A 26,525-nucleotide genomic window follows, 5' to 3' on the forward strand; every position below is an offset into this window, starting at 1 on the left:
GACGCCGCACGCTGTTGCCGAGGCGCGCTTTCCTTTCCTTCCTTCTCTTCGGATTCCACCCATGTCCCTCCTGAACTCCCGTCGCTTCTCTCTGGGCAGCCGCGGCCTGGCGCTGTGCGGCGCCGTGCTGCTCGCCACGGCCTGTGCCTCCACTTCGCCCACGGCCGACACCCGCGCTGCCGCCGCCGCCCCCGTCAAGGTGAAGGTGTTCGTGGCCGCCATGTTCGAGATCGGCCAGAACACCGGCGACCGCGCCGGCGAGTTCCAGCACTGGTACGAGCGCTACTGGAAGGGCGCGACGCCCGTGGCCGTGCCCGGCGCGCTGCAGCCCGTGTACTGCAACGCCGACGGCGTGTGCGGCGCGGTGCTGGGCATGGGCAAGGTCAACTCGTCGTCGTCGATGCAGGCCATCCTGCTGAACCCGAAGTTCGACTTCTCGCAGGCCTACTACGTGATCTCCGGCGTGGCCGGCACGCCGCCCCAGCGCGGCACCATCGGCGAGGTGAGCTGGGCCACCTGGCTGGTCGACTACGACCTCGGCCACCGCTGGGCCCCCGAAGAGAACAAGCCCGGCGAACCCACCTTCATGCCGCGCAAGGGCTACGAGGAGTACCGCCGCTTCAAGCTCAACCCCGACCTCGTCGGCTGGGCCATGAAGCTGTCGGCCGACACGCCGCTCAAGGACGCGGAATCGGCGCGCAAGTACCGCCTGCGCTACCCCGACGCCGCCGCGCGCCGCGCCCCCTTCGTGGGCACCGGCACGCACATGACGGGCGACACCTTCTTCCACGGCCCCGGCATGTCCAAGCAGGCGCAGTACATCGCCAGGCTGTATGGCGCCGACGACTACGTGATCACCGAGATGGAAGCCGCCGCCATCACCCTCGTGATCAAGCGCACCCACGGCACCGACCGCGTGATGAGCCTGCGCGGCGCGGTCAACTTCGACCAGGGCAACCCGAAGGAAAGCACGCTGCAGCACCTGGACCCGGCGCCGGGCGAGACGGCGGGCGGCTTTGCCGAGACGGTGGAGAACATCGCGCTGGTGGGCACGCGCGTGGTCGACCACATCGTGAAGAACTGGCCCACCTGGTCGGCGGGCGTGCCCAAGCCCTGAAGATCGTCAGGGCTGCAGCACGGGCTGCAGGTGCCACGTCACGTTGAAGTCGAAGGGCGTCCAGCGGCTCACCGTGACGCCCGCCTGGCGCAGGCCCCGGCCGGTCCAGGTGTTGCAGGTCTCGAACAGGTGGTAGCTGCCCCGGGCTTCGTAGAAGGCATCGTCGTTCGCGTAGTGCGCGCCCGCGATCGGCACCGCGCGGCCTGAGGGCAGCGTGGCGCGCACATGGGCCACGAGCTGCGCGTACTGCGCCTGCGAGAGCGGCAGCTTGTAGGCCCCGCGCCGCAGCTGTGCGCGCTGCAGGTAGGTCACGTGCAGCAGCGAGCGGTTGCCACCCGACAGCGCCCCGAAGGCGCGCGCGGCCGTCAGGTCGCCCCAGGTCGGCGTGTGCAGGTAGAACTCGCGGTCGCCCCAGCCGATGGCGACGAACTCGGCATCGGGCGGCGGCGCCTTGAAGTCGGACAAGGGAAAGAGCTGCAGCCAGTCGATCGTGGCCGAGCGGACCGGAAACACCAGGTCGGTGTGCACGCCGTTGCTCAGCACCCAGGCCTCGACGGTCGCTGGCTCGGCCGGCGGTTTCGCGTTGGCCGGCAGGAAGACCAGCGCGCAAGCCACGGCCACATACAGCGTGATGGCGAGCAGCAATCCCAGCAGGGTGAGGGCGATGCGTCTCAGCCAGCGTCGAGTCATGGTGGTGTCAGAAGAGCGACGCCGTGGTCGCCACCGGTGCCGCGCTGCGGGCGTTGCCAGCGGGCGCCAGCGCCTCGGGGCTGCCGGCCTTGGCCAGCGCGCCCACGCGCACGCCCAGCAGGCGCAGCGGCCGCTCCAGCGGCACGCGCTTGAGGCACTGGCCGCCGACCTGGCGGATGGTCTTGCCGTCGTCGGTGAAGCGGTCGATGGTCTGGTCGCGCGTGGCGATCTTGAAGTCGTCGTAGCGCAGCTTGATGCCGATGGTCTTGCCCACGTAGCCCTTGCGCTGCAGGTCTTCGGCCAGCTTCTCGCACAGGTGCGTGAAGATCGCGCCCAGCTCGGCGCGGTCGCGCACCGCGTGCAGGTCGCGCTCGAAGGTGGTCTCGCGGCTCATCGACACGGGCTCGCTCTCGGTCACGACGGGGCGGTTGTCGCGGCCCCAGGCCACCTCGTGCATCCACGCGCCGGTGGCCTTGCCGAAGGTGTCGATGAGCCAGCCGCGCTCGCGTGCCGCGAGCTGGCCCACGGTCTCGATGCCGAAGCGCTTGAGCTTCTCGTCGGCCTTCGGGCCGATGCCGTTCACCTTGCGGCAGGGCAGGGGCCAGATGCGGCTTTCGAGGTCGTGCTCGTAGACCACCGAGATGCCGTTGGGCTTCTCGAACTCGCTGGCCATTTTTGCGATGAGCTTGTTGGGCGCCACGCCGATCGAGCAGGTGAGGCCCGTGGCGTCGAAGATCGACTTCTGGATCAGCCGCGCCAGCGAGCGCCCGCCGTCGCGCTGGCCGCCGGGCACGTCGGTGAAGTCGATGTACACCTCGTCCACGCCGCGGTCTTCCATGAGCGGCGCGATGTCCAGGATCACCTGCTTGAAGGTGCGCGAGAAGCGCCGGTACTCGTCGAAATCGACCGGCAGGATCAGCGCCTGCGGGCACAGCTTGGCGGCCTTCATGAGCCCCATGGCCGAGCCGATGCCGAACTGACGCGCGGGGTAGGTGGCGGTGGTGATCACGCCGCGCCCCGTGTAGTCCTTCAGGCGCGGAAAGGCCTCGATCGGAATGTCGGCCAGCGTGGCGCCCTCGGGCAGTTCGCGGATCGCCTCGTCGACGCGGCGCCGTCCCCCGCCGATGACCACCGGCAGCCCCTTGAGCTGCGGGTAGCGCAGCAACTCGACGGACGCGTAGAACGCGTCCATGTCGAGGTGGGCAATGCGGCGGATCGGAGGGGCCGGGGGCGGCGCGGGCTGGAAACTCACGGTGACAATTGTCTCGCTCTCCGGGCATGTTCGCCCGCCCCCGTGTCGCGTGCAAGAATGCGGCGGAATTTCAATCCCCACGCAGGTGGCGAACGGAAAGGAATGCACGATGGGTGACGACGAGGTGGAAGGCGGCCTGTCGGTCGCGCTGACGCCGGTGCAGATGGCGGCGGTGCTCGGCGGCGAAGACGTGCCCGAGTCGGCCAGCCTCAGCAACCGGCTCTGGGGCACGGCGGCGCTGATCGGCGGCGTGATCGAACTGGTCGGCGCCGGCGTGCTGTGCGTGGCCCCCGAGCCCACCATGGCCAGCAAGGTCGGCTGCGTGGTGCTGGGCGCGCACGGCAGCGACGTCACCGCCACGGCCGCGCGCCAGATCTGGACCGGCCAGACGCAGCGTACCGCCACCGCGCTCACCGCCGACGCCACCGCGCAGGCGCTGGGCGCCTCGCCCGAAACCGGCGCGCAGGTGGGGCTCGCGGTCGACGTGGCGGTGCCGCTCTTCGTGGCCGGCGGGCTGGCCGCATCGCGCGTGATCGCGGTGCGCGCGAGCCGCTTCAAGCTCGAGCCCGTGCGCCTCATCGAGCACGAGGGCATTGCGGGCTCCAAGGCCGGCGGCCATACCATCCGCGAGCACGTGGGCAAGTCGGCGCAGGAGCTGCTCGACCGCTTCGCGAAGAAGCCCAGCCTGCAGCGTTCGTCGTCGTTCTTCGACCTGGCCACCGCCGAGTCGGCCATCAGCCAGACGGTGCGCGCCAATGCCCGGGCCATTCGCGCGTGGTCGCGCTCCGCGGCGGTGGGCTCCAAGCCCGTGGCCTTCGAGCACGACATCGCCGCCGTGGTCGGCATCGGCGTGCAGCGCGGCAGCACCGCGGTGAGCCAGCTCACCAAGGTGCGCGTGACGCTGAACATGCGCACGTACAACGGCAAGCCGTTCTACATCCTCACCGCCCATCCGTTCTGATTTTTCCTCACGACCCCACGATGCGATTCGAACTGATCGACCACCTCACCAAGGTCTATTTCGGCCAGGACGCCGACATCCTCTTCGGCGAAACCGGCGCCGAGATCATGGCCTCGTACCGCGAGTCGAGCACCGAGGCCGAGCTGGCCGCGCTGCGCGCCGAGATCGCCGATTACCTCGGTTCGCACGACGACCTCGAAGCGGCGTTTGCGCGCGACTTCTCGCGCGACTACATCCCTGAAGATTTCGGCACGCCGGCGAAACAGTTTCTCGACAGCGTGCTGGCGGCGGTGCAGTAGCGGGTCGTCAGCGCGATTCGACCGTCACCAGCAGCGGCGAGTCGAACATCGCCACCGGCGAGATCACCGGCTCGTCCATCGGCACGGTGTCGCCGTAGCGCTCACGCATCTTGGCGCGCACGGCCGGGTCGGCGAGGTTGAAGCTGCGGATCTTCTGCAGCTCGCCGATGCGCACGCCCAGTGCGCGGTCGTAGAGCTTCCACACCAGCTCCGAGCAGTAGATGCGCGAATCCGACCATTCGAAGGTCAGGTCGTACGGGCGGCCCGCGAAGTCCGAGGTGCGCGCATGCAGGCGCGCCACGGCGCCGGGCGTGAGCCGCGTGCCGGCGTCGCGCAGCCGCTTCACCACGTAGCGCCCGCCGTTGCCGCGCGCCGTCCATTGCGCGAGCGGCGTGTAGCGCACCGTCGAGACCGCCTCGAACACGTAGGGTTTGCCCTCCCGCAGCAGCACGATGCCCATGTGGCTGTAGCGCGAGCCCGTGGCGCGCTGCACGGCCAGGCTTTGCGCCGAGCGCGAGGTGTGGAAGATGATGTCGCCGTCTTTCAGCGGGGTGGCCGCATGGCCGGCGCCGGCTGTCAGGAGGGTGAAAAGGGCAGACAACGACGCGGAAAGGGCTTTCGACATGCAGGGCATTTTGCGGGATGCCGCTTGCGCCCCGCGGCATGCCGGTGCCATGATCCGCGCCATATGCAAACCGTCGCCTCCATCCTCTGGCGCAGGCTCGATGCACCGGGCCACGATGCCTGTCGCCTCGAACGCAACGCCTCGGCCTGGCAGCTCGACGGCGCGGCGGTGTTCCGCACCGAGGGCGGACGCATCGCCCAGCTGCACTACCGCGTGCGCTGCGACCTGCTCTGGCACACGCAATGGGGCACCGTGCGCGGCTGGCTCGGCGAGTCGGCCATCGACCTGTCGATCACGCGCGACGCGCGCGGCCACTGGAAGCTCAACGACGAAGCCGTGTCCGACATGTCGCACTGTGTCGACCTCGATCTGGGCTTCACCCCCGCCACCAACCTGCTGCAACTGCGCCGCCTGAACCTCGCACCCGGCGAAAGCGCCGACGCACCGGCGGCCTGGGTCGACATCGAAGACGGCGGGCTCAGCGAGCTGATGCAGCGCTATGAACGGCGCAGCGACAGCACGTATGCGTACGAGGCCAAGCGCTTCGACTACGCGGAAGTGCTGGCCGTCACGGCCGAAGGCTTCGTGAGCGACTATCCGCGGCTCTGGCGCGCGGAGGACTGACGCGTTGTTTGGAGTTGTCGGGCGCTGCGCCTGAACGCGGCGGCATGGGCTTTCTGAGTTTCGCCTTCAATGCAGCCACCGTGGTGCTGCTGATGTTCGGCGTCCTGGTTCTCGGCGTCGTCCTGCTGCGGATCTTCGGGGCGCTGGAGCGGCGGATGGACTCCCGGGCGGCCGGGCGTTTCTTCAAGTTCACGGGCTACTTCACGCTGGCGACCTGCGTTGTTGTGCTGGTGGGCGGCTTCGTTCTTTACGTGACGCGCGCGCCGGACAAGGCGGAACTCGAGCGAGGCATGGCCAAGCTCTTTACCTACCCGTCCAACCGCATTCGCATCGACCTGAACAATGTCAGCGCAGCGCAGCGCCATGAACTGGTGCGTGCGCTGCAGCCGTTGCTGGCGAGCACGTCGCGCGAGTTCTACCAACGCGTCACCACGCGCCGCGGCGGTTACGACGTCGAGGCGACGCTGCCGAGCTACTACCGCCTGACCGCCGATCGCCTGGAGATCGCCACGGGCGAGAGCTTCGGCAACGGCAGGACGATCCCCGTGCTATTCCCGCAGGTGCTGGCACACGCGGCCAACGCCGCCACCGTGCCGGCGCTGCCTGCCGCGATCGACGCGCAGATCGTGGCGGGCGACCAGGCACCGGTCCCGTTGTCGCTGGTGTCGAAGACCGCCGAGCTGATGGTGCTCACGCGCCAGACGCTGCGGGGCACGCAACCCTTGCCCGCGCCCTGCCTGATGGCGATCCAGGCGCAGGTGCCCACCGATCACTTCGAGTGGCTCTTCGGGGCCGACCGGAACGGCCTGGGCAAGGACGTGCGCTTGCAGGTGAACGCCGTGCCCGGCGTGCTGCCGGCCGGCACGTACGAACTGCGCCAGCTGACGTTGCTGGGCTCGGAGCGCAAGCGCGTGCTCTGGGAACGGGCGGCCGCGCAGGGGCATGTTTCGGTGCAATTGGGCCTGGCGCCCGTCGGCCTGCGCGAGAGCCCCGGCTGCGAGGCCCGCCTGCTCAAACAGCTCGACCGTGCATGGACCGTCACGGCGTTGCGCAACGTGTCGCCCGCACTGGCCAGCGCGGTGAAGCAGGTCGACATCGAACAGCGCCCGGCGCGCTTCAGCCCCTGGTACGCGGGCTTCGGCTGGGTGGCCGCGCAGCCCTAGTCGAACTGCGCCCGCGCCCCCGCCACCAGCGCGCGGTTGCGCCGCCGGTCTGCCGCAATCTCCTGCGCGAAGTCCTCGAGGCTCCCGCCGGCCGGCAGGTTGTAGGCCTCGCGCAGGCGTGCGCGCAGCGGGTCGCCTTGCAGCAGGCGGTTGATCTCGCCGTTGAGGCGCTGCACCACCGCCGCCGGTGTACGCGCCGGCGCGAAGATGCCGAACAGCGAATCGCGATTCGCCTTCTCGTAGCCCAGCTCCGCGAGCGTGGGCACCGCCGGCAAGGCTTCGATGCGCGCGGGCGCGCCGACCGCCAACGCCTGCAGCCGGCCGCTCTCGATGTACTGCAGCTGCTGCGCCGCGACGTTGGTCGACAGCACCTCGAACTGGCCGCCGAGCGCATCGTTGAGCTGCGGACCGCCGCCCTGGTAGGGGATGTGCGTGATGTCGGTGCGGCTTTGCAGGCGCACCTGCGCAAGCACCATGTGGCCGATGGTGGCCACGCCCGAGGTGGCCCAGCGCACCGCGCCGGGCTGGCGGCGCGCCAGCGCGATCAACTCCGCAAAGCCGCGGCCCGCGAAGGCCGGCGTGCCCACGACCAGCACCGGCGTGCGCATCACGCTGGCCACGGGCACGAAGGCGCGCAGCGGGTCGTAGGGCGCGCGCGCGAGCAGCGGGTGCAGGGTGAGCGGGCTGATGGCCGAAAAGGCCAGCGTGTGGCCGTCGGGCGTGGCGCGTGCGAGCGCGTCCATGCCCAGGCTGCCACCTGCGCCGGCGCGGTGTTCGATGAGCACCGGCACGCCCAGCGACTGCGCCAGCGGCTCGGCCAGTGCGCGCGCCATGCCGTCGCTCACGCCGCCCGGCGGGTAGACCACGATCAGGCGCACGGGGCGGCTGGGCCAGGGCGACGAGGCTGCGTGCGACAGGTGCGGCAACGCACACGCAGCCGCGAAGCCGACGCGTTGCAGGAAATGGCGGCGCAGCAGCGGCACGGTCATGCGGCGGGCTTCCCCTCGGCCAGCCCACGCAGCAGTGCCGCGAAGTGCCGCGCCGGCAGGTTGTCTTCATCCGCGCGCGACACCAGCGTGAGCGGCGCGTCGAGCTGGCCGCCGTCGGCCAGCCGCGTGTAGGCGATGGCGTGCGCGTGCACGCCGGTCATCGAGGTCGGCACCACCGACAGGCCGACGCCCGCGGCCACGAGGTTCAGGTTGGTCATCATGCGATCGACTTCGGCCACCACGCGCGGGCGCAGGCCCTGCGCGTGGCACAGCGCGAGCAGCTCGGCATAGAGGCCGGGCGCGCCCGGGCGGCGCACGAGGATGATGCCTTCTTCGCAGAGTTCCGACAGCGGCAGCGGCTTCGCGGGCTTCTTGCCATTTGCGGCAGGCGCGAAGCGGTGATCGCTCGGCATCGCGACCCACACGGGCTCGCGCAGCAGCGTCTCGAACACCAGGCCCTCGGGCCGCGCCACCGGCACGCGCAGCAGGCCGCAGTGCAGCCGGCCCGCGGCCAGCGCCTCGGTGAGCTCGGCGGCGTTGTCCTCGCGCAGCTGCAGCTCCACGCCGGGGTGCGCGCGGCGAAAGGCGCGCAGCGCCTCGGGCATGAAGCGGTGCGCCGCGGCCGAGCTGGTGAAGCCGACCGCGAGCGTGCCGGTCTGGCCCTGGGCCACGCGCGCCATGCGCTGCTTCATGGCCTCCATGTCCTGCAGCATGCGCAGCGCCTCGGCCTGGAACAGCCGGCCGGCGTCGGTGAGCGCCACGCCGCGCGGATGGCGCTTGAACAGCAGCACGCCCAGCTCGCGCTCCAGCGCCTTGATCTGCAGGCTCAGCGGCGGCTGCTGGATGCCCAGCTGCTCGGCGGCGCGCGTCATGTGGCCGGTGCCGGCCACGGCCACGAAGTACCTCAGGGCGCGTATGTCCATATGTTTTTTGTATTGAATAGGCCTTGTTATTTTATTTGACCCTAGGTCACACGGAATCTATCGTCCGGCCGCCCCTTCAAACAAGCCGCCCGCCGAGGCGGTACGCCGGAGACAAATCCATGCGCACACTGCGCCCTGCCTCGAAGTTTCGTGTCGTCGTTGCGCTGATCGGCGCGTCGTTGGTCCTGGCCGCCTGTGGTGGCGGCAGCGGGGGAGGAGGAAGCCCCGGCTTCTTCCTGCCGACCCCGCCGCCCGCCAGCGGCGACACCCCGCCCGCCGAGGAGCCGCCCGGCACTCCGCCCCCGCCCGTGCTGCCCGTCGTGGCCTGCGCCGACCTGGCCGGCAAGAGCCTGCCCGCCGCGCTGATCAGCCTGCCCACGCAGGGCGCCACCGTCACCAGCGCCACGCCCGTGGCCGCGGGCGACGCGGGCAACACCCTGGGCGATTACTGCCGCGTGCGCGGCACCATCGCGCCGGTGGACCCGGCCTCGCAGCTCATCCATTTCGCGGTCAACCTGCCCGAGCAGTGGAACCAGAAGACCATCCACTTCGGCGGCGGCGGCTTCGACGGCGTGCTCATCGACGGCACCGAGGTCATCCGCTTCGGCCCCGCCGGCAAGCCCGCGCCGCTGGCGCTGGGCTACGCGACCTACGGCGACGACTCGGGCCACCAGTCGAGCAGCATCACCGACGGCAAGTTCGCGGCCAACGACGAGCAGCTGGCCAACTACGGCGGCCAGTCGCTCAAGAAGACGCGCGACGTGGCGCAGGCGCTGGTGTTCGCGCGCTACGCAGTGAAGCCCAGGCACGCCTACTTCCTCGGCACCTCGACCGGCGGGCGCGACGCGCTGAGCTACATCCAGCGCTGGCCGCAGGACTACGACGGCGTGATCGCCAACGAGCCCGCGCTCAACTACACCGGCACGCGCCTGTCGAACGTGGCGGTGGGCCGCGCGCTGTACAACGACGGCGGCAAGGGCTGGCTCAACCTGACGGAGACGCTGCTGGTGCAGAAGGCCGCGATGCAGGCCTGCGACAAGCTCGACGGCGCGATCGACAACATCGTGAGCAATGTGGAGAGCTGCCGCCAGCTGAACACGCAGATCCTCGCCTCGCTGCGCTGCCCCAATGGCGCGGACACGGCGGACACCTGCCTGTCGGACGCGCAGATCGACACGGTGCACGCCATCGAATCGCCGCTCGAGTTCACGACGTACGCGCTGGCCAACGGCGTGAAGCGCGCGGGCGGCTACAACCTCCTCGAAGGCGCGCTCGTGGCCGGCCCGTACACCACACGCGACCTCGGCACGCGCAAGGCGCCGGGCAACCCCGCCACCTCGGCCGACGCCAACATGTACGTCACGGGCGACCAGTGGGTGAAGTTCTTCGTCACGCGCGATGCCGGTTTCAACACGCTCACCTTCGATCCGCAGAACCCCGGCGCGTATGCGGCGCGCGTGGCCGAGGTCTCGAAGCTCACCGACGCGACCGACCCGAACCTCGCGCCCTTCTTTGCACGCGGCGGCAAGCTGATCATGCTGCACGGCCTGGCCGACGAGGTGATCAGCCCCAACTCGACCATCGACTACTACCGGCAACTCGTCGCCACGCTGGGCCAGGCCGCGGTCACGCAGAACGTGCGCTTCTACACCGTGCCCGGCATGGGTCACGGCACCGGCAGCTTCATTCCCAACTGGGACTCGCTCGCGGCGCTCGAAGGCTGGGTCGAGGCCGGCCTCGCACCCGCCACGCCCGTGGCGGTGGACGCCGTGGCCGGCAGCTACGGCCGCACGCGCCCGCTGTGCCAGTTTCCGTCGTGGCCCAAGTACCGCGGCAGCGGCAGCCTCGATGCGGCCGTCAACTACAGCTGCGTGACCGAGGTCGGCGACCCGCTCGCCTGCCCGAACCTGCCGGCGAGCGCCACGCGCTACAAAGGCGGCAACAGCTTCGGCGAGGAACTGCAGGTGCAGATCGACCCGGCCAGCCTGGCCTACACCGTGACCATCGATGCCAGCCACGAACCCGCGCGGGTCGGCACGCAGCGCAGCGGCTCGCTCGTGTCGCAGGGCAGCTGCAGCTACGCGAGCGGCGAGAGCGGCGCGGTGTTCAGCTTCGGCGCCGGCGGTGTGCTGCTGGGCGGCGTGAACCCGCCGAGCGGCAGCGGCTTCTCGCCGCTGGTGGCGTTCCAGAACACCTTCCAGAACGTGTCGCCGTCGACGGACTTCCGCTCGGTCTCGCTGATCTTCAATGCGGCCGGCGTGGAACAGCTCGGCGCGGGCACCACGGCGGCGTTCTCGTCGGCGGGGCGGCTGCGCAATGCGGGCACCTTCCAGTTCTGCCGCAGCCCGGCGTCGAACAGCTTCATGACCTATGACCAGACCTGCAAGAACACCGAGAAGGGCTACCTCAGCTACAGCACGGCGCGCGGGGCTTTCGACATGTACACGACCTCGACCTCGTCGAGCGGCACCGCCGAGACCGAGGGCGGCACGCTCACCGGCTCGGTGGTGATCGGGCTGATCAACGGCGTATCGACACCGCTGTACCTGCGGCGGGTGGCCACCGCCGTGCCGGCGGGCGACACCAGCAGCGGCGCGGCCACCGTCATCCGGCCGGGTCTGCGCCTGCTCGCGGTGCAGCAGACCCTGATGCCCGGCGCGGCCGATGGCAGCTACGCCATGGCCAGCGTGAAGGGCGAGAGCCGCGAGGCCACCGTGGTCGGCACGGCCTTCAACCTCGGCGGCGCGGCCACCACGCTGGGCTACGACACGCCGGTGCTCGGCGTGGCGCAGGCCGGCGCCGGCCGGCCGGGCCACCTCATCTTCAACAGCGGCGTCGTGGGCTTCGTCTCCGCCGACGGAGCGAACGCGACGCTGGACCTCGGAGTACGCCATTGAAAAAATACCTCTCGCAACTTGCGGCCTTCGCTTGGCTGGGTGCGGCGCCGCTGCTGTCCGCGCACGCGGCACCCGCGACCACGCCGAAGCCCACGGCCTGCCCGTCGCCCGTGCCGGAGACCGCGCGCTGCTACACCGGCGAAGACGGCGTGGGCTCGTTCTACTGGATCGCCATTCCCAAAGACTGGCAGCGCGGCGTGCTCGTGATGCACGCGCACGGCGGCCCTGAAACTGGCGCGCCCAAGCTCGCGCGCAGCGAGGAAGACCTCAAGCGCTGGGCCGTCACCGTGAAGGCCGGCTATGCCTGGGCCGGCTCCACCTACCGGCGCGGCGGCTACGGCGTGACGATGGCGGCGCAAGACACCGAGCGGCTGCGCCAGATCGTCGTGCGCCACTTCGGCCAGCCCCAGCGCACGCTGCTGCATGGGCAGAGCTATGGCGCGGGCGTGGCGGCGAAGGCGGCCGAGCTCTATGCGCCCGTGGGCGAAGCGAAGTCGCCATACGACGGCCTGTTGCTCACCAGCGGCGTGCTCGGTGGCGGCAACAGCGCCTACGACTTCCGGCTCGACCTGCGCGTGGTGTACCAGTACGTCTGCCGCAACCACCCCAAGCCCGATGAGCCCCAGTACCCGCTGTGGATGGGTCTGCCGATGGACGCGAAGCTCACGCGCGCGGACCTCGCGGCGCGCGTCAAGGACTGCACCGGCGTCGGCACACCGGCCGCGCAGCGCACGCCCGAGCAGGCGGCGCGACTGAAGACGATTGTCTCGGTCGTGAAGATCCCCGAACGCTCGCTCGTCGGCCACCTCAACTGGGCGACGTGGCTGTTCCAGGACCTCGTGCAGCAGCGCCTGAACAGCCGCAACCCCTTCGGCAACATCGGTGTGGTCTACAGCGGCTCGGCCGACGATGCGGCGCTCAATGCCGGCGTGCTGCGCTACGCGGCCGACCCGCAGGCCCAGGGCGCGCTCGCGGCCGACAGCCAGCCCACGGGCCGCACCTCGCTGCCCACCGTGGGCCTGCATGCCATCGACGACCCCACGGCGTTTGTCGAACTCGAGAACGCCTACCGCCGCATCCGCGACGCGGCGGGCACCGGCGGGCATCTGGTGCAGAGCTTCAGCGCCGAGCGCGAGCACAGCTACCTCAGCGATTCGGAATACCCCGCGCTCTTCGGCGCGCTGCTCGACTGGATCGACAAGGGCGAGAAGCCCACGCCGCAGAGCCTGGCGCAGCGCTGTGCTTCGCTCATGCCGCGCTACGACACCGACGGAAAGAACGGCTGCCACATCCAGCCCGAGTGGCAACCCCCGACGCTCGAAAGCCGTGTGCCTTCGCGCGCGCCCTGAATTTCTTTTTGACCTTGACGGAGACTTCCATGAAAAAACTGTTCGCCCTCGCGGCGATGGCCCTGGCTGTGTGCGCCCACGCACAGGACTTTCCCGCGGGCAAGCCCGTGACCATCGTCGTGCCCTTCGCGGCCGGCGGCCCGACCGACCGCGTCGCGCGCGACCTCGCCGAGGCGCTGCGCAAGCCGCTGGGCGGCGCCAGCGTCATCATCGACAACGTGCCCGGCGCGGGCAGTTCCATCGGCGCGGCCAAGGTCGCGCGCGCCAACCCCGACGGCTACACGCTGCTGCTCAACCACATCGCGATGGCGACCGTGCCGACGCTGGTGCGCAACGTGCCGTTCAAGGTCGAGACCGACTTCGAGTACCTGGGCATCGTCAACGACGTGCCCATGACGCTCATCGCCAAGCCCAGCCTGCCGGCCACCAACTACAAGGAGCTGACCGCCTGGATCGCCACCAACAAGGGCAAGATCAACCTGGGCAACGCGGGCATCGGCTCGGCCTCGCACCTGTGCGGCCTGCTCTACCAGAGCGCCACGAAGACCGAGATGACGCCCGTGCCCTACAAGGGCACGGCACCCGCCATCACCGACCTGATCGGCGGCCAGATCGACCTCCTGTGCGACCAGAGCACCAACACCTCGCCGCAGATCGAGGCGAAGAAGGTCAAAGCCTATGCCGTGACCACGCCCAAGCGCCTGACCACGCCGCTCTTGAAAGACCTGCCCACGCTCGACGAGGCCGGCCTGAAGAACTTCCAGGTGACGATCTGGCACGGCCTGTACGCGCCCAAGGGCACGCCCGCGCCGGTGCTCAAGAAGATCAGCGACGCGCTGAAGGCGGCACTGAAGGACGCCGACTTCATCAAGCGCGAGGAAGCACTCGGCGCCGTGGTCGCCACCGACGGCCGCATCGAACCCGAGGGCCACAAGAAGTTCGTGGCGGCGGAGATTGCGAAATGGAGCCCGATCATCAAGGCGGCGGGGGTGTACGCGGACTGAGGTTGTCGGCTGGCGTCAGCCGCCCGGTGCGACGGACTCTCCGCTCCATCGGACGCGCGACGCCTGTAGGTGATGCCGCATGGCCGCGGCTGCCACTTGCAGACCGCGTGTCACCAGCGGGAGGTAGATCGTCTCTTGCTTCACGAACGCCGCTTCCCAGGCCCGCGGGGTTTCCGTGCGTTCGCTCATGTGCGGCGAGATTGGGTTGTGCACGCGCAAGTTGGGGCACCAGCCAATGTGTCACGCTATGCTGTCGCCCCCATAACCAGGAGCGAAGAGCGAATGAAATCTCGTTGGAAGATCTGGGCCTCGATCACGGCCTTGATGGCGATATCGGGCTGCACGCAGTATCCGATCGCAATGACGGCTGAGACGTTCGAGACCATCATCGAGGGGCGCTATGACCCGAGCAAACAAGGGCTTCTCGCCGACTGCATCTTCGACGGATGGGACACGGTGATGAATTACGCAGCGTTTTCTCAGGCAAGGCTCGTCAAGCGTGCATGGGGCTACCGGGTAGATTCCATCTCAATGACCAACAAGCTGATGGCTGCGGAATTGCGAGACGATGGAATCGTCACCATCTCGCGCATGAAGGAGCGGCGCATGGTCACCACGCTGGTACCTGAGACCACCGCCGCAACCGCTTGCCTCACTCGCTATGGCGCGACCTTCTCGAAGATCGGCGGCCCGTAGGATCACGAGAGACCATCGAGCTGCCGACGACCCCTCGTTTTTTTATTGCAATCTCTCTTCGATGGAGGTTGCGAAAAAAGCCTCACCCCAACCGCATCGACAACTCCACGTCACCGCCGAACGGCACCGACAGATACCCGCTGTCAGGCGAGCGCACGCGCGCCAGGTACTCCGGGCTGTGGTCGGCGTTGTCCGCCACGATCAGCGCGCCCGGCCGCAGGCGCGGCTCGACCAGCGCCAGCACGTCGGGGTAGAGCGCCTTCGCGCCATCGAGCAGCAAGAGGTCGATGGAGGCTGGCAGGTCGACGGCCAGCGTCTGCAGCGCATCGCCTTCGCGGATCTCGACCAGGTCGGCCACGCCGCCTTCGGCCAGGTGCGCGCGCGCCCTGGCGACCTTCGTGGGCTCGAACTCGCTGCCGATCAGGCGGCCGCCGCCGTTGTCGCGCAGCGCCGCGGCCATGTACAGGGTGGACAGGCCGAAGGAGGTGCCGAACTCCACGATGTGGCGCGCGTTCGTGCTGCGCGCCAACTGGTACAGCAGCACGCCGGTCTCGCGCGACACCGGAAGCCACAGGTCCTTGAGCCGGCTGTAGAGCGCGATGTACTCGGTCTTGCTGTGCATCAGCCGGTGGCGTTCCTCCGGACTGACGTCGGCGATGGCCGGGCTGGCCTCCTGGAACAGGCGGTCCAGCAAGGGCGCCAGGGGTGCGGTGGTCAAGGTGGTCACGGGGTTCTTTCGTGTGAAAAGCAGATGGGAAATACTATGAAGAACCCTTCATGTTTTCCATTCGCGTTCCGCCACGCTCCCATGATCGATCGTCGAAGCACCCCGATCTCCTCTCGCAGGCAGCCCAAGCAGGCGCGCTCGGCCGACCTTCTTGGGGCCATTCTTCAGGCAGCCATTCAGGTTTTGGCGAAAGAAGGCGTGCGCCGCTTCACGACGACGCGCGTGGCCGAACGCGCGGGTGTGAGCGTGGGGTCGGTGTACCAGTACTTCCCGAACAAGGCGTCGATCCTGTTCCGCTTGCAGAGCGATGAATGGCGGCAGACCACGGAGTTGATGCGCGGCATCCTCGGGGACACGCAGCGTCCCGCGTTGGAGCGCCTGCGCCTGCTGACGCATGCGTTCGTGCGCTCCGAATGCGAAGAGGCCGATGTGCGAACGGCGCTCGACGACGCCGCGCCGTTCTACCGCGACGCACCCGAGGCACAAGAGGTGCGCGCCGCCGGTGACGAGATCGTCCGCGTGTTCATGCAGGAGGCGCTGCCAGCGGCTTCCGATGCCACGCGCCAAATGGCAGGCGACCTGATCGTGGCGACGCTCAGCGCCGTGGGGAAAGAGTTCTCGGAGCGCCCCCGCACCGACGCCGAGATCGAGGCCTGGGCGGGCGCGATGGCCGACATGTTCTGCGTCTACATGGAAAGCCTCGCGTCGCGCTGAGCACTCCGCGCCGAATCGGCCCGCCCTCGACGGGGCCTTCAGCCGCCCCTCAGAACGTCCCCGGCAACAGGATGTCCGACTTCACATCGTCGATCTGCGTGCGACCGCAGAAGGCCATCGTGATGTCCAGTTCCTTGTGGATGATCTGCAGCGCGCGCGTCACGCCTTCCTGGCCGTAGGCGCCCAGGCCGTACAGGAAGCTGCGGCCGATCAGCGTGCCGCGTGCGCCGAGCGCGCGGGCCTTGAGCACGTCCTGGCCGCTGCGCACGCCGCCGTCCATCCACACTTCGATCTGGCTGCCCACGGCGTCGGCGATGGCCGGCAGCGCGGCGATGGAGGAGGGGGCGCCGTCGAGCTGGCGGCCACCGTGGTTCGACACGATGAGTGCGTCGGCGCCACTGGCCACGGCCAGGCGTGCGTCTTCTTCGTCCATGATGCCCTTGAGGATCAGCTTGCCGCCCCAGCGCTTCTTGATCCATTCGACGTCCGCCCAGCTCAGGGCCGGGTCGAACTGCTCGGCGGTCCACGACGACAGCGACGACAGGTCTTTCACGCCCTTGGCGTGGCCGGCGATGTTGCCGAAGGTGCGGCGCTTGGTGCCCAGCATGCCCATGCACCAGCGCGGCTTGGTCGCCAGGTTGATGAGGTTCTTGATGGTGGGCTTGGGCGGCGTCGACAGGCCATTCTTGATGTCCTTATGGCGCTGCCCGAGGATCTGCAGGTCGAGCGTGAGCTGCAGCGCCGACACGTTGGCGGCCTTGGCGCGGTCGATCAGGCGTTCGATGAAGTCGCGGTCCTTCATCACGTAGAGCTGGAACCAGAAGGGGTGGCGGTCGGTGTTCTCGGCAATGTCTTCCAGCGAGCAGATGCTCATGGTCGAGAGCGTGAACGGGATGTCGAAGGCCTTGGCGGCGCGCGCGCCCAGGATTTCGCCGTCGGCGTGCTGCATGCCGGTCAGGCCCGTGGGCGCGATGGCCACGGGCATGGCGACCTCCTGGCCGATCATGGTGGTGCGGGTGGAGCGGCCTTCCATGTTCACGGCCACGCGCTGGCGCAGCTTGATCTTCTGGAAGTCGCTCTCGTTGGCGCGGTAGGTGCCCTCGGTCCAGGCGCCGGAGTCGGCGTAGTCGTAGAACATCTTCGGCACGCGCCGCTGGGCGATCGCCCGCAGGTCTTCGATGCAGGTGATCTTGGAAAGGTCGGGCACGGGGGAGGTCTCCTGGCTGGTGTTATTGAGGTCAAGGCGGGCCGGCTACGCAGGCCACGGCAGCGCCGGGGGTCGAGTCTGCAGGGGAAACGCGCCGGCGACCTGAAAAAAGCCCGCACCCCGTCTGAAAATTATTCAGCCCGGCTCGCGCAGCGCCTGGCGCAGCCATTCGACGAAGGTGGCGCATTCCCAGCGTTCCATGGTGCCGGGGCGCCAGCACAGGAAGTAGGCGTTGGGCGAGGGCGCGCTGTGCGGCGACAGGCGCACCAGCCGGCCGTTGTCCAGCCAGGCGCGGCCCAGCCGCAGGTGCATGAGCACCACGCCGAAGTCTTCGGCGGCCGCATCGAGCGCCAGGCCCAGGTCGTTGAACTGGTGGCCCACGGCCGGCTCGGGCAGGCCGATGCCGCAGGCCTTGAACCAGATGCGCCACGACTCCAGCGGCGTGCGCAGCATCTGCACGCGCGCCACCTCGGCGTCGGTCGAGAAGTGCTGCTCGAAGGGCCCGTGGCGTTCCAGGTAGGCCGGGCTGCACACCGGCGAGACGTCGTCGGCCAGCAGCTGGCAGAACTCGCGGTCGTGGAACGGGCCGGTGCCGAAGCGCAGTTCGATGTCGGCGTCTTCGGCCGTGAAGTTGCGCACCGGCATGGTCACCTGCAGCATCAGCTCGATGGTCGGGTAGGCGTCGCGGAACTCGGCCAGCCGGGGCAGCAGCATCTGGCGCGAGAAGGTGGGCGTGACCGCCACGCGCAGCCGCCGCACCTGCGACGCGGGCTCGCGACCCGGCACCTGCTGCAGCGCCGCGATGGCCTCGCGCACGCGCGCCAGGTAGGCCACGCCGTCGGCGCTCAGGCCGAAGTCGTTGCCCGTGAAGAGCTTGAGCTCGAGCTGCGTCTCGAGCTGGCGGATGCGGTGGCTCACCGCGCTGGGCGTCACGCTGAGCTCCTCGGCCGCCAGGTTCACGCTGCGCAGCCGCGCGACGGCCTCGAAGGCCTGCAGGCCCTGGGTCGAGGGGAGTCGCGTCGATGCCATGTGTTTTTTGGGGAAGGAGTGAGCGATGCGATGTTATCGAAGGGCGACCAGCGCATCGAGCAGCCGCCGCAGGTCGTCGACCGCCTCGCGCGCCAGCGCCGCATCGCCCATCTGCGCCTTGACGATGGCGCCGTCGACGCCGAGCGCGGCCGCCTGTGCAACGGCCATGCGCTGCGGGCCGTCGGGCAGCAAGCCGGCGATCACCTCGACCATCTCGCGCTTGTGCTCGCGCGCGATGTCGGCGGCACCGGCCACGCTGGCGCCCACCTCCACCACCGAATTGATGAAGGCACAGCCCCGAAACAGCGGGTCGGCGAACCACTCGGCCATCACGTCGGCCAGCACCGGCAGCGCCTGCCCCTGCGCGATGCGTTGCTGCGCGTCGCGACGGCCCAGCGCATCGACGAACCAGGCCATCCACACGCCATGCCGGTGGTCGAGAAAGGCGCGCACCAGGTCGTCCTTCGAGGGGAAGTGCCGGTAGAAAGTGACCTTGGTGACGCCCGACGCGGCGATCACGCGGTCGATGCCGGTGGCGCGGATGCCGTCGGCGTAGAAGAGCTCGTGCGCCGTGAGCAGGATGCGCTCGCGCGCGGGCAGTGCAGAGATGTCCATGCGGCGATTGTAGGCATGTAGACAGGTCTGTCTACTCGTGGCACATTGCGGACCTTCATCACTTCATTTCTTTGACTAAAAGACCGCCATGGAATCCCGCCCGCCGCTGCCGCCCTTCACCCTCGAATCCGCCCTCCAGAAAGTCCAGGCCGCCGAAGACGCCTGGAACTCGCGCGACCCCGTGCGCGTGAGCCTGGCCTACACGCCCGACACCGAATGGCGCAACCGCGCCGACTTCGTCAACGGCCGCGCGCAGGTGGTGGCGTTCCTGTCGCGCAAGTGGGAGCGCGAGCACGACTACCGCCTGAAGAAGCAGCTGTGGGCCTTCATGGACAACCGCATCGCGGTGCGCTTCGAGTACGAATGGCACGACGCCGCAGGCCAGTGGTTCCGCAGCCACGGCAACGAGAACTGGGAGTTTGCGCAGAACGGCTTGATGCAAAGGCGCTACGCGAGCATCAACGACCAGCCCATCGCGGAGTCGGAGCGCAAGTTCCGTTGGGAGCGATAAGGCGCAGGGGCCGACAACGGGCATGCCTGTTGCTTGCCCTGTCGCATCCCTTCATACCCAGGAGCCAAGCCGCATGAACCGCAACGACGTCACCGAGAAGATCATCACCGTGAAGGTGTCCAAGGGCATCCAGTGGGCCGACGTGGCCAAAAAGGTCGGCCTGTCGAAGGAGTGGACCACCGCCGCCTGCCTCGGCCAGATGACGCTCGACGACAAGCAGGCCAGGGTCATCGGCAAGATCTTCGGCCTCACGCCGGAGGAGCAGAAGTGGCTCCAGGTCGTGCCCTACAAGGGCTCGCTGCCCACGCCCGTGCCCACCGACCCGCTGATCTACCGCTGGTACGAGGTGGTGAGCGTGTACGGCACCACCATCAAGGAACTGATCCACGAGGAATTCGGCGACGGCATCATGAGCGCCATCGACTTCAGCATGGACATCCAGCGCCAGCCCGACCCGAAGGGCGACCGCGTCAACGTGGTGCTGTCGGGCAAGTTCCTGCCGTACAAGAGCTACTGACGTTCGGCGCTCAGTCAGTACACCGGCGCCGCCGGCTTCGGCCGCGGCGTCGGGGCCGGGCGCCAGCCCGGGCCCGCCATGCCGTAGCGCGCGCCCTCGATCGCACCCGCAATGGCACGCGCCACACCATCGACCGGTGTCGTCAGCCGCCGCCGCGTGCGCATGCGCTCGAAGGCGTAGCTGTCGGCGATGCGCTCGGCCAGCGGGTCGGCGGCCTCGGCCACGTCGGGGCTCACCAGCGAGACGTGCACGCGCCCCGCGTGTTCCCGCCGCAGCCCTTCGGAAATCGCCTGCACCGCGTACTGCGTGCCGTGGTACACGGCCGAGTCGGGCGTGGCGCCGCCCATGGCCACCGGCGCGACGTTGACGATGTGGCCCCAGCCCTGCTCCTGCATCGTGGGCAGCACGGCCGCCACGCCCAGCAGCATGCCGCGCAGGTTGACGTCGATCATCAGCTCCCATTCCTCGATCTTGCGCTGCCACAGCGGCGACAGCGGCATCACACCGGCGGCGTTCACCAGCACGTCGATGCGGTCGTGCGTGTCGAGGGCGAACTCGGCAAAGGCCTCCATGTCGGGCCGGTGCGTCACATCGAGCCGACGGAAGCTCGCCGAGCCGCCGGTGGCATTGATCTCGGCCGCGAGCGCCGCGAGCCGTTCGGTGCGGCGCGCGCCGAGCACCACATGGGCGCCGCGCCGCGCGAGCCGCCGCGCCGTCGCCTCGCCGATGCCGCTGCTGGCGCCGGTGACGAGAACCACTGTGTCCTGGATTGCACTCATACAAAACTCCTCATGCGGGTCGATGCGCCACGGCGCGAGGGGTGCGCCGGGCATGCAGAGGAGTCTCGGGGCGAAGGGGCCGGAGGCGGTATCCGGATCGAACGAGGTTTTTGCCTGATCCTGCGAAATGCAGAAAACGGCGGGCCGTGCGCGGGGCCGCGTCAGGCGCGCCGGCCCAGCCGGTTCCCCAGCGCCAGCAGCGCCCATCCCGCCAGCCCGAAGGTCAGCGCGATGCCTGCGGCGTAGACGGCCACGCCGCCGTAGCCGCCGACGTTGGCGGGGTTGAGGAAGGGGTAGGGGTACCAGCCGGTGCGGCTGCCGCGCACCAGCGTGTAGGCCAGGTAGGCCATCGGGAAGACCAGCGTCCACAGCAGCTGCCGGCCGCCGAGGCGCGTGCGCGGCGGCTGCAGCAGCCAGTCGAGCAGCACGACACACGGCATCACGTGGTGCAGCAGCGTGTTGATCCACGGCCGCAGCGCGCCGAGGTCGACGTCGCGCAGCAGCAGCGAGAAGACGATGCCGACCACCACCATGTTCACGGCTGAGATGGCGCGCAGCCCCTCGTCGGGCCCCGTGGACGCCGGCCGCCAGAGGCGACGCGCCCCCAGCACCAGCACGATGGCCGCGAACAGGTTCGAGAGGTTGGTGAAGAAGCTGAAGAAGTTGACGACGTCGAAGCCCATGCGGACATGGATCGCCAGCTGCCAGCCGATCGCCACCAGGGTCAACAGGCCGAAGAAGAGGCGCAGCGCGGACCAGGCCATGGGATGCCGGTCCTCAGGGCCTGCAGCTGCCGCCCATGGACACCGAGCCGTCCTTGCATTCGGTGAGGATGGGCTCGCCGCGCGATGCGGGCGCCGAGGTGGCGCTCGGGGCCGGCGAGGCCGCGCCGCCTTCGCGCTGGTAGACGATCTTCTTGGTGCCCAGCTCGCAGCTGCCCACCACCTGTCCGCTCGCCGTGGCGGCGGCATCGACGGTGACGACGCTGAAGTTGGTCACGCCCGAGGCGGCGATCTTGGCCTCGATCTGGGCGCGCAGCGTTTCGCAGTTGCTCAGGCTCGGGTTCTGGGCATGGGCGCTGCCGGCGGCCATGAGCAGGGGCCAGGCGGTGGCGGCAACAGCAAGCCAATGGCGTTTCATGAGGGGCCTGCCTTTCTTTCTTGCGTGCAGTGGGGGCGGGAGAAATCGGAGTCTAGTCGTGCACAAAGACCAACGGCCCGCCGCGCGAGCGACAGGCCGTTGGTGTGGGCACTTCCGGGCCTGGTCAGGCCCGGGAGGCGCAACGCAGCGGAATCAGACCGCCGGTGCCAGCACCGCGTTCAGCGTGGCGCTCGGGCGCATCACGGCTTCGTACTTCTTCGGGTCGGCCAGGTAGTAGCCGCCGATGTCCACGGCCTTGCCCTGCACGGCGGCGAGTTCGTCGACGATCTTCTTCTCGTTGGCGGTGAGCGTCTCGGCCAGCTTCTTGAACTTGGCCTGCAGGTCCTTGTCCTCGGTCTGCGCGGCGAGTTCCTGGGCCCAGTACATGGCCAGGTAGAACTGGCTGCCGCGGTTGTCCAGCTGACCGGTCTTGGGCGACGGGTTCTTGTTGTTGTCCAGCAGCTGGCCGGTGGCGGCGTCGAGCGTCTTGGCCAGGATCTTGGCCTGCGCGTTGCCGGTCTTCAGGCCCAGGTCTTCCAGGCTCACGGCCAGCGCGAGGAATTCACCCAGCGAATCCCAGCGCAGGTGGTTTTCTTCCACCAGCTGCTGCACGTGCTTGGGGGCCGAGCCGCCCGCGCCGGTCTCGTACATGCCACCGCCGGCCATGAGCGGCACGATCGACAGCATCTTGGCCGAGGTGCCCAGTTCCATGATGGGGAACAGGTCGGTGAGGTAGTCGCGCAGGATGTTGCCGGTGGCGCTGATGGTGTCCAGGCCGCGCACGACGCGCTCCAGCGTGTAGCGCATGGCGCGCACCTGGCTCATGATCTGGATGTCCAGGCCCGTGGTGTCGTGCTCGTGCAGGTACATCTTGACCTTGGTGATCAGCTGCGCCTCGTGCGGGCGGTAGGCGTCGAGCCAGAACACGACCGGCATGCCGGAGTTGCGCGCGCGGTTCACGGCCAGCTTCACCCAGTCGCGGATCGCGGCGTCCTTCACTTGGCACATGCGCCAGATGTCGCCCTTCTCCACGTCTTCGCTCATCAGCACTTCGCCGGTGTCCAGGTCGGTGATGTTGGCCACGCCGTCTTCGGGGATCTCGAAGGTCTTGTCGTGCGAGCCGTACTCTTCGGCCTTCTGGGCCATGAGGCCGACGTTGGGCACGGTGCCCATGGTCTTGGGGTCGAAGGCGCCGTGCCACTTGCAGAAGTTGATGATCTCCTGGTAGATGCGGGCAAAGGTCGATTCGGGCATCACGGCCTTCACGTCCTTCAGGCGGCCGTCGGCGCCCCACATCTTGCCGCCGTTGCGGATCATGGCGGGCATGGAGGCGTCCACGATCACGTCGTTGGGCGAGTGGAAGTTGGTGATGCCCTTGGCCGAGTCGACCATGGCCAGCTCGGGGCGGCCTTCGTGGCAGGCGTGCAGGTCGCGCTTGATCTCGTCCTGCGTGCTCTGGGGCAGCGTGGCGATCTTGTTGTACAGGTCGACCATGCCGTTGTTGACGTTGATGCCCAGCTCGTCGAACAGCTTGCCGTGTTTCTCGAAGGCTTCCTTGTAGAAGATCTTCACGCAGTGGCCGAACACGATGGGGTGCGAGACCTTCATCATGGTGGCCTTCACGTGCAGCGAGAACATCACGCCGGTCTTGTGCGCGTCTTCGATTTCCTTTTCATAGAAGGCCAGCAGCGCCTTCTTGCTCATGAACATGGAGTCGATGATCTCGCGGTCGAGCAGGGCGACCTTGGGCTTGAGCACGATGGTCTTGCCGCTCTTGGTGAGCAGTTCCATCTTGACGTTGCGGGCGCGGTCCAGGGTCATGGACTTTTCGCCGTGATAGAAGTCGCCGCCGTGCATGTGCGAGACGTGCGAGCGCGAGGCCTGGCTCCACTCGGCCATGCTGTGCGGGTTCTTGCGGGCGTATTCCTTCACGGCGCGGGGCGCGCGGCGGTCGGAGTTGCCTTCGCGCAGCACGGGGTTCACTGCGCTGCCGGTGCACTTGTTGTAGCGCGTGCGGATGTCCTTGTCCTCGTCCGAGGTCGGGTTCTCCGGGTAGTCGGGGATCTTGTAGCCCTTGCCCTGCAGTTCCTTGATGGCCGACTTGAGCTGCGACACCGAGGCGCTGATGTTGGGCAGCTTGATGATGTTGGCTTCAGGCTTGAGCGTGAGCTTGCCCAGCTCGGCCAGGTTGTCGGGCACCTTCTGGTCGTCGCTCAGGAACTCGGGGAACTCGCCCAGGATGCGGGCGGCCACCGAGATGTCGCTCGTCGTCACGTTGATGCCGGCCGGAGCCGTGAAGGCGCGCACGATGGGCAGGAAGGCGTAGGTCGCCAGCAGGGGCGCCTCGTCGGTGAGGGTGTAGACGATGGTGGGTTGCTTCGTGCTCATGCGCTTGCTTCCGTAGGTTCTGGGTTGTCGAGAGGGCTGAAATTTCATTGGGCGAAATGGACTTTCGCCGGAGCCCCCCATTGTCGCCCGGTCGGGCCGGGGCGCGGCCGGAGAAACCCCGATGACCCCTCTGCCAGGGCTTCCCGCGATGGCTACCATTGCGCCCCATGAAAAAGCTGCCTCTTGCCGGGATCGTCGGTCTTCTCGCGTCGCTGCTGGCCGGCCCCGTGCTCGCTGCGCCTGCCGCGCAGGTCTTCGTTGCCGTCAAGACGCCCGAGGCCGTCGACGCCATGTGGCGCGCTCACCTGTGCGCCTTGCTGCCGCAGCCCTGCGATGCGCAGGCGCTGAAGCTGCACCGCCCGCGCGACGGCGCCGCGCCCGACGACTACCTGCTCACGTCGGAAAAGCCCCTGGCCATGGCGCGCCTGAAGCACGACGCCGGCACCGGTGGCTGGCAGCTCGCGCAGCTGCACGATTTCTCGACCTACGTGGCCTCGCAGCAGCGCGACCGCCCCAGCACCGACCCCGAGCTGCACCTGGCCCTCGCGCCGGTGCTCTACCCGCTGGCCGAAGGCCGTTGGGCCGTGGCCGTGACCCAGCACGAATCGGAAAACTATTCGGGCGGCGGCGCGTCCTATGTGACGGCCGACTTCGTGCCGCTGGACACGCCGCCCGGGCAGCGCGCCAAGGCCGCGCGCGAGAGCATCCCGTACTGGTGCTCGCGGTCGATCCGTGCCTGCTTCAGCGAGAAGGAATACAAGACCTCGAAGCACTGCCACGACGAAAGCCGCGGCAGCCTGCGCATCGCCTACGACGCGCCGGCGAAGGCCGGCGGTCCCTACGTGTGGCGCTACACCTGGCTGCAGAGCGAATGGCCGGCGCACACGGGGCCGGCCGGCAACAAGCGCACCAGCGTCGACTTCACGGACGACAGCGCCCGGAAACCAACCGCCTGCGACGGCGGGCTGCAGTAGGCAGGCAGCAGACTGCGGCTCAGTGCCGCGGCACCGTCACCGCGCCCACGTGCAGCGTGCGTCCCGCGCCCAGCCCCGCCATGACCAGCACCACGCCCAGGCCGACGAACAGCCACGCCGAGGCGCGGAAGCTGCCGGTCCAGCCGTGCAGCAGCCCGGCCAGCAGCGGGCCGAAGGCCGCCACCATGTAGCCCACGCCCTGCGCCATGCCCGACAGGTGCGCGGCGATGTGCGAATCGGGCGAGCGCAGCACGATCATCGTGAGCGCCAGCGCGAAGGTGCCGCCCTGCGAGATGCCCAGCACCACGGCCCAGGTCCACATGCCGCCGGGGGCGTCCAGCGGCGCGAACAGCATGGCCAGCATGGCCGCCACCGTCATCGCCGAGAGCACCACCGCCAGCGCACGCTGGTTGCGCAGCTTCACGGCCAGCGCCGGCACCACGAGGCAGGTCACGACCTGCGTCATGACCGACAGCGACACCACGTAGCCGGCCATTTCGCCGCTGAGCCCGCGCTCGCGCAGGATCGGCGCCAGCCAGCCCATCACGATGTACGCCAGGGCCGACTGCAGCCCCATGAAGAAGGTGACCTGCCAGGCCAGCCGGTCGCGCCACAGGCCGCGCACGGTGAAGCCCGACTCGCTGGCCACCGGCTTGAGCGGCAGCGCCTGCGGTGCCCAGATGAACGTGACCAGCGCGGCCGGCACGGCCCACATGGCGAGCGCCAGCGTCCAGCCGCCGCCCAGTGCGTGCTCCAGCGGCACCGTGAGGCCCGCGGCGCTGGCGGCGCCGCCGCACACGGCCATGGTGTACAGGCCCATCATCAGCGCGGCCTGCTTGGCGAAGTCGCGCTTCACCAGGCCCGAGAGCAGCACGTTCGACACCGCGATGCCGCTGCCCGCGATGGCCGAGGCCAGGAACAGCAGCGGGATGTTGCCGGTGCCGCGCAGCACCGTGCCCACGCCGATCAGCACCATGCAGCCCAGCAGCGTGCGCTCGGTGCCGAAGCGGCGCCCGAGCCAGGGCGCCATCGGCGCGAACACGCCCAGGCAGACGATCGGCAGCGTGGTCAGCAGGCTGGCCGCGGTGGCCGACAGGCCGGTGGCGCGGATGATTTCCGGCAGCACCACCGACAGGCTGGCGAACACCGGCCGCAGGTTGAAGGCGATGAGCACCACCGTCAGGCCGAGCAGCAGCCGGCGGCCCCGGCTGGGGGTGGGTGTGGGGCGCGGCGCGGGCAGGCTGTCGACTTCGGCGTCGATCAGCAGTTCTTCGGCGCCCGATGGCGCCGCCTGGGTGCGCGCCGTGGCAGCGGCACCCGTGGGCAAGGTCATGG

Annotated in this window: 27 protein-coding genes; 13 read left to right on the top strand and 14 right to left on the bottom strand. The window is 69.0% G+C overall.

The features are described 5' to 3' along the window. The first annotated feature begins 61 nt into the window (after positions 1–61). Complete coding sequence (locus VHAB30_RS01510) at positions 62–1,117, top strand: purine-nucleoside phosphorylase (RefSeq protein ID WP_159275569.1); 1,056 nt, start codon at positions 62–64, stop codon at positions 1,115–1,117. A 6-nt stretch (positions 1,118–1,123) separates the two neighbouring features. Here the strand turns inward: VHAB30_RS01510 and VHAB30_RS01515 are convergent, their stop codons facing one another. Together VHAB30_RS01515 and dinB are read right to left on the bottom strand one after the other, a co-directional pair. Next, positions 1,124–1,807 (bottom strand): TIGR02117 family protein, encoded by a 684-nt coding sequence (locus VHAB30_RS01515; protein ID WP_159275570.1) that lies wholly within the window; start codon positions 1,805–1,807, stop codon positions 1,124–1,126. A gap of 7 nt (positions 1,808–1,814) precedes the next feature. Next, positions 1,815–2,999: a DNA polymerase IV gene (dinB, locus tag VHAB30_RS01520; protein ID WP_159273409.1), complete on the bottom strand. Its 1,185-nt coding sequence runs from the start codon at positions 2,997–2,999 to the stop codon at positions 1,815–1,817. 169 nt (positions 3,000–3,168) lie between these two features. Here dinB and VHAB30_RS01525 point away from each other — a divergent pair, with 169 nt between their 5' ends. Beyond that, positions 3,169–4,020, top strand: a complete 852-nt coding sequence (locus VHAB30_RS01525) for an RNase A-like domain-containing protein (RefSeq protein ID WP_159275571.1) — start codon at positions 3,169–3,171, stop codon at positions 4,018–4,020. Positions 4,021–4,040: 20 nt separating this feature from the next. After that, on the top strand, positions 4,041–4,319 hold the full coding sequence (locus VHAB30_RS01530) for a contact-dependent growth inhibition system immunity protein (RefSeq protein WP_159275572.1): 279 nt from the start codon (positions 4,041–4,043) through the stop codon (positions 4,317–4,319). A 7-nt stretch (positions 4,320–4,326) separates the two neighbouring features. Here VHAB30_RS01530 and VHAB30_RS01535 read toward each other — a convergent pair whose 3' ends face one another. Continuing rightward, positions 4,327–4,920, bottom strand: coding sequence for a YiiX family permuted papain-like enzyme (locus VHAB30_RS01535; RefSeq protein WP_235926384.1), 594 nt, complete (start codon positions 4,918–4,920; stop codon positions 4,327–4,329). Positions 4,921–5,007: 87 nt separating this feature from the next. Between VHAB30_RS01535 and VHAB30_RS01540 the strand changes: the two genes are divergently transcribed. Together VHAB30_RS01540 and VHAB30_RS01545 are read left to right on the top strand one after the other, a co-directional pair. Continuing rightward, complete coding sequence (locus VHAB30_RS01540; RefSeq protein ID WP_095949630.1) at positions 5,008–5,568, top strand: putative glycolipid-binding domain-containing protein; 561 nt, start codon at positions 5,008–5,010, stop codon at positions 5,566–5,568. A gap of 44 nt (positions 5,569–5,612) precedes the next feature. After that, the gene (locus VHAB30_RS01545; RefSeq protein WP_159275574.1) at positions 5,613–6,731 is read left to right on the top strand and encodes a hypothetical protein; all 1,119 of its coding nucleotides are present in this window, start codon (positions 5,613–5,615) and stop codon (positions 6,729–6,731) included. Here the strand turns inward: VHAB30_RS01545 and VHAB30_RS01550 are convergent. Both VHAB30_RS01550 and VHAB30_RS01555 read right to left on the bottom strand, forming a co-directional pair. Further along, on the bottom strand, positions 6,728–7,720 hold the full coding sequence (locus VHAB30_RS01550; protein ID WP_159275575.1) for a Bug family tripartite tricarboxylate transporter substrate binding protein: 993 nt from the start codon (positions 7,718–7,720) through the stop codon (positions 6,728–6,730). The two genes, VHAB30_RS01545 and VHAB30_RS01550, sit on opposite strands and share 4 nt — an antisense overlap. Beyond that, the gene (locus tag VHAB30_RS01555; protein WP_159275576.1) at positions 7,717–8,643 is read right to left on the bottom strand and encodes a LysR family transcriptional regulator; all 927 of its coding nucleotides are present in this window, start codon (positions 8,641–8,643) and stop codon (positions 7,717–7,719) included. The genes VHAB30_RS01550 and VHAB30_RS01555 overlap by 4 nt, the downstream gene beginning before the upstream one ends. Before the next feature lie 119 nt (positions 8,644–8,762). On the opposite strand from VHAB30_RS01555, the gene VHAB30_RS01560 reads away from it, so the two are divergent. The 4 genes from VHAB30_RS01560 to VHAB30_RS01575 all read left to right on the top strand — a co-directional run bounded on the left by VHAB30_RS01560 (position 8,763) and on the right by VHAB30_RS01575 (position 14,589). Then, positions 8,763–11,540, top strand: coding sequence for a tannase/feruloyl esterase family alpha/beta hydrolase (locus VHAB30_RS01560; protein WP_159275577.1), 2,778 nt, complete (start codon positions 8,763–8,765; stop codon positions 11,538–11,540). After that, positions 11,537–12,889 (top strand): alpha/beta hydrolase family protein, encoded by a 1,353-nt coding sequence (locus VHAB30_RS01565; protein WP_159275578.1) that lies wholly within the window; start codon positions 11,537–11,539, stop codon positions 12,887–12,889. Before VHAB30_RS01560 ends, VHAB30_RS01565 begins: the two co-directional genes overlap by 4 nt. A gap of 29 nt (positions 12,890–12,918) precedes the next feature. After that, positions 12,919–13,893: a tripartite tricarboxylate transporter substrate-binding protein gene (locus tag VHAB30_RS01570; protein WP_159275579.1), complete on the top strand. Its 975-nt coding sequence runs from the start codon at positions 12,919–12,921 to the stop codon at positions 13,891–13,893. Positions 13,894–14,175: 282 nt separating this feature from the next. Then, a complete protein-coding gene (locus VHAB30_RS01575) occupies positions 14,176–14,589 on the top strand; it encodes a hypothetical protein (RefSeq protein ID WP_159275580.1) in 414 nt (137 codons plus the stop codon). Positions 14,590–14,671: 82 nt separating this feature from the next. Here the strand turns inward: VHAB30_RS01575 and VHAB30_RS01580 are convergent, their stop codons facing one another. Next, on the bottom strand, positions 14,672–15,316 hold the full coding sequence (locus VHAB30_RS01580; RefSeq protein WP_159275581.1) for an O-methyltransferase: 645 nt from the start codon (positions 15,314–15,316) through the stop codon (positions 14,672–14,674). 81 nt (positions 15,317–15,397) lie between these two features. Between VHAB30_RS01580 and VHAB30_RS01585 the strand changes: the two genes are divergently transcribed. Beyond that, positions 15,398–16,030: a TetR family transcriptional regulator gene (locus VHAB30_RS01585; RefSeq protein ID WP_159275582.1), complete on the top strand. Its 633-nt coding sequence runs from the start codon at positions 15,398–15,400 to the stop codon at positions 16,028–16,030. Between the two features lie 49 nt (positions 16,031–16,079). Here VHAB30_RS01585 and VHAB30_RS01590 read toward each other — a convergent pair whose 3' ends face one another. The 3 genes from VHAB30_RS01590 to VHAB30_RS01600 all read right to left on the bottom strand — a co-directional run bounded on the left by VHAB30_RS01590 (position 16,080) and on the right by VHAB30_RS01600 (position 18,881). Further along, positions 16,080–17,237, bottom strand: a complete 1,158-nt coding sequence (locus VHAB30_RS01590) for an alpha-hydroxy acid oxidase (protein WP_159275583.1) — start codon at positions 17,235–17,237, stop codon at positions 16,080–16,082. Between the two features lie 135 nt (positions 17,238–17,372). Beyond that, the gene (locus VHAB30_RS01595) at positions 17,373–18,266 is read right to left on the bottom strand and encodes a LysR substrate-binding domain-containing protein (RefSeq protein ID WP_070062186.1); all 894 of its coding nucleotides are present in this window, start codon (positions 18,264–18,266) and stop codon (positions 17,373–17,375) included. 33 nt (positions 18,267–18,299) lie between these two features. Further along, complete coding sequence (locus tag VHAB30_RS01600) at positions 18,300–18,881, bottom strand: TetR/AcrR family transcriptional regulator (protein WP_062478023.1); 582 nt, start codon at positions 18,879–18,881, stop codon at positions 18,300–18,302. Between the two features lie 88 nt (positions 18,882–18,969). On the opposite strand from VHAB30_RS01600, the gene VHAB30_RS01605 reads away from it, so the two are divergent. Beyond that, a complete protein-coding gene (locus VHAB30_RS01605; protein WP_095746511.1) occupies positions 18,970–19,392 on the top strand; it encodes a nuclear transport factor 2 family protein in 423 nt (140 codons plus the stop codon). A 73-nt stretch (positions 19,393–19,465) separates the two neighbouring features. Then, complete coding sequence (cynS, locus tag VHAB30_RS01610; protein WP_159275584.1) at positions 19,466–19,909, top strand: cyanase; 444 nt, start codon at positions 19,466–19,468, stop codon at positions 19,907–19,909. 14 nt (positions 19,910–19,923) lie between these two features. Here the strand turns inward: cynS and VHAB30_RS01615 are convergent, their stop codons facing one another. The 4 genes from VHAB30_RS01615 to VHAB30_RS01630 all read right to left on the bottom strand — a co-directional run bounded on the left by VHAB30_RS01615 (position 19,924) and on the right by VHAB30_RS01630 (position 24,216). Continuing rightward, the gene (locus VHAB30_RS01615; RefSeq protein WP_062478031.1) at positions 19,924–20,688 is read right to left on the bottom strand and encodes an SDR family oxidoreductase; all 765 of its coding nucleotides are present in this window, start codon (positions 20,686–20,688) and stop codon (positions 19,924–19,926) included. A gap of 161 nt (positions 20,689–20,849) precedes the next feature. Further along, a complete protein-coding gene (locus tag VHAB30_RS01620) occupies positions 20,850–21,452 on the bottom strand; it encodes a Pr6Pr family membrane protein (protein ID WP_159275585.1) in 603 nt (200 codons plus the stop codon). 13 nt (positions 21,453–21,465) lie between these two features. Then, complete coding sequence (locus VHAB30_RS01625; RefSeq protein WP_159275586.1) at positions 21,466–21,828, bottom strand: DUF1161 domain-containing protein; 363 nt, start codon at positions 21,826–21,828, stop codon at positions 21,466–21,468. Positions 21,829–21,981: 153 nt separating this feature from the next. Further along, complete coding sequence (locus tag VHAB30_RS01630; protein ID WP_159275587.1) at positions 21,982–24,216, bottom strand: NADP-dependent isocitrate dehydrogenase; 2,235 nt, start codon at positions 24,214–24,216, stop codon at positions 21,982–21,984. A gap of 167 nt (positions 24,217–24,383) precedes the next feature. Here VHAB30_RS01630 and VHAB30_RS01635 point away from each other — a divergent pair, with 167 nt between their 5' ends. Next, a complete protein-coding gene (locus VHAB30_RS01635; RefSeq protein WP_159275588.1) occupies positions 24,384–25,190 on the top strand; it encodes a hypothetical protein in 807 nt (268 codons plus the stop codon). 19 nt (positions 25,191–25,209) lie between these two features. Here the strand turns inward: VHAB30_RS01635 and VHAB30_RS01640 are convergent, their stop codons facing one another. Then, the gene (locus tag VHAB30_RS01640) at positions 25,210–26,523 is read right to left on the bottom strand and encodes a CynX/NimT family MFS transporter (protein WP_070062195.1); all 1,314 of its coding nucleotides are present in this window, start codon (positions 26,521–26,523) and stop codon (positions 25,210–25,212) included. Positions 26,524–26,525: the final 2 nt, after the last annotated feature.

This window comes from Variovorax boronicumulans (genome assembly GCF_009811375.1).
GTDB classification, from domain to species: domain Bacteria; phylum Pseudomonadota; class Gammaproteobacteria; order Burkholderiales; family Burkholderiaceae_C; genus Variovorax; species Variovorax boronicumulans.